This window comes from Affinirhizobium straminoryzae, assembly GCF_007004135.1.
In the GTDB taxonomy this organism is placed as follows: Bacteria; Pseudomonadota; Alphaproteobacteria; order Rhizobiales; family Rhizobiaceae; genus Neorhizobium; species Neorhizobium straminoryzae.
This window is the reverse complement of the sequence record NZ_VJMG01000123.1, coordinates 1-1143: the sequence shown is the minus strand read 5'-3', so window position 1 is coordinate 1143 and position 1143 is coordinate 1. Positions and strand designations below refer to the sequence as shown.

Below are 1143 nucleotides of genomic sequence, written 5' to 3'. Positions count from 1 at the left end.
TCGTGCTCGCCATATCCGATCGCGATGACGCCGCAGCCCGCGAGGCGATGCAGGCGCATCTGCGCGGCAGCCAGGCCCGTTACCGGGATCTGCTGCGCGACATGCGCAGCTTCACCCCGGCGTCGTGAGGCTTAGCCGTCGGCCTCCACACCCCAGGCCTCGATCTGGGTGAGCGCCGGATAGGGTGAGGGGTCATCCGCCTTGATCATCGAATGGAGCTTCATCCACTCGACTCGTCGCGGTGCAATCGCGAAGCGCTGACCCCTGCCCGTCTTTTCCAGCGTCACCGATTCGCTGCTGCCGTCGGAAAAGCTGACCGTTGCGGCGTTCCACCAGGCATCATGCGGAAAATCGGCCCGCAGATAGAGAACGACCTCGTCGATTAACACCGGCCGGCCGAAATGCACGGTGATGGCGGCTTCCGGATCCTTGTTGATACCCCAGCTGGTAAACGGCCAGGAGCCGTGATCGAAGCTTGCCTTTTCGCCGTCGATCGCGTTGCGGGCGGCAAACTGTGCCTCGCCGCGCGTTTCCACCGTTGCTTCGGCACGGGGAAACAGCGTGTGGTTTGCGTGCTGGTCGAGCGGATTGAGGGCAAGGTTGCGACGCCCGGCGATCTCGCCGGCGTCTGCCCGGCGCACGATCAGCCGATGCAAGGTGCCGAGAAAGGCCTGCGGCGCATAGGGCATGCGCTTTTCACCGAAAGGGATCGGCAACCGGAAGTGCGGTTCGCGCAGGTAAAGCAGCGCCGGCGTCAGCGCGGCATCGAAGGAACACCAGACATGGCCGGGCCCGGATGCCGTCAGTTCGAGGCTGTCGCCTTCCTCATAGGCCGCATGATGGACGAGAATGGCCTCGTCCGCGCCCTGGGCTTCGGTCTTGATTTCGCCGCTTGCGCTTCGCACCCGAAGGTTCAGTTGCATGGATATGTTCCTTTCCGGATGATGGTGAGTGTCAGGGTTGGGCCGTTGAGCGGCACCAGCAGCCGGTAAAGCCGCTCCGGCCAGCTCTTGCGCAAACGGGGATCGGTAATGTCGAGAGATTCGACCGTGATGGTGCCGGCACCGTCTACGCGAATCTCTGCAAGCGGTTCAAGATGCACGATGTTCCCGTCAACGGCGGGCGGCACGACCGTCATCAGCG

1 protein-coding gene and 2 pseudogenes are annotated in these 1143 nt (G+C 63.6%); 1 reads left to right on the top strand and 2 read right to left on the bottom strand.

The window, feature by feature from the left end:
* Positions 1-128, top strand: a pseudogene (locus tag FNA46_RS26500) (GntR family transcriptional regulator); the annotation flags it as partial.
* Positions 129-131: 3 nt separating this feature from the next.
* Here the strand turns inward: FNA46_RS26500 and FNA46_RS25695 are convergent.
* Complete coding sequence (locus FNA46_RS25695; RefSeq protein ID WP_143128080.1) at positions 132-923, bottom strand: discoidin domain-containing protein; 792 nt, start codon at positions 921-923, stop codon at positions 132-134.
* A pseudogene (locus tag FNA46_RS26255) lies at positions 914-1143 on the bottom strand (hypothetical protein); the annotation flags it as partial. The gene FNA46_RS25695 and the pseudogene FNA46_RS26255, both read right to left, overlap by 10 nt.

What these genes read in the sequence shown, in the direction of transcription:
- FNA46_RS25695 (WP_143128080.1), bottom strand. Translation starts at nt 923, where the DNA reads ATGCAACTGAACCTTCGGGTGCGAAGCGCAAGCGGCGAAATCAAGACC.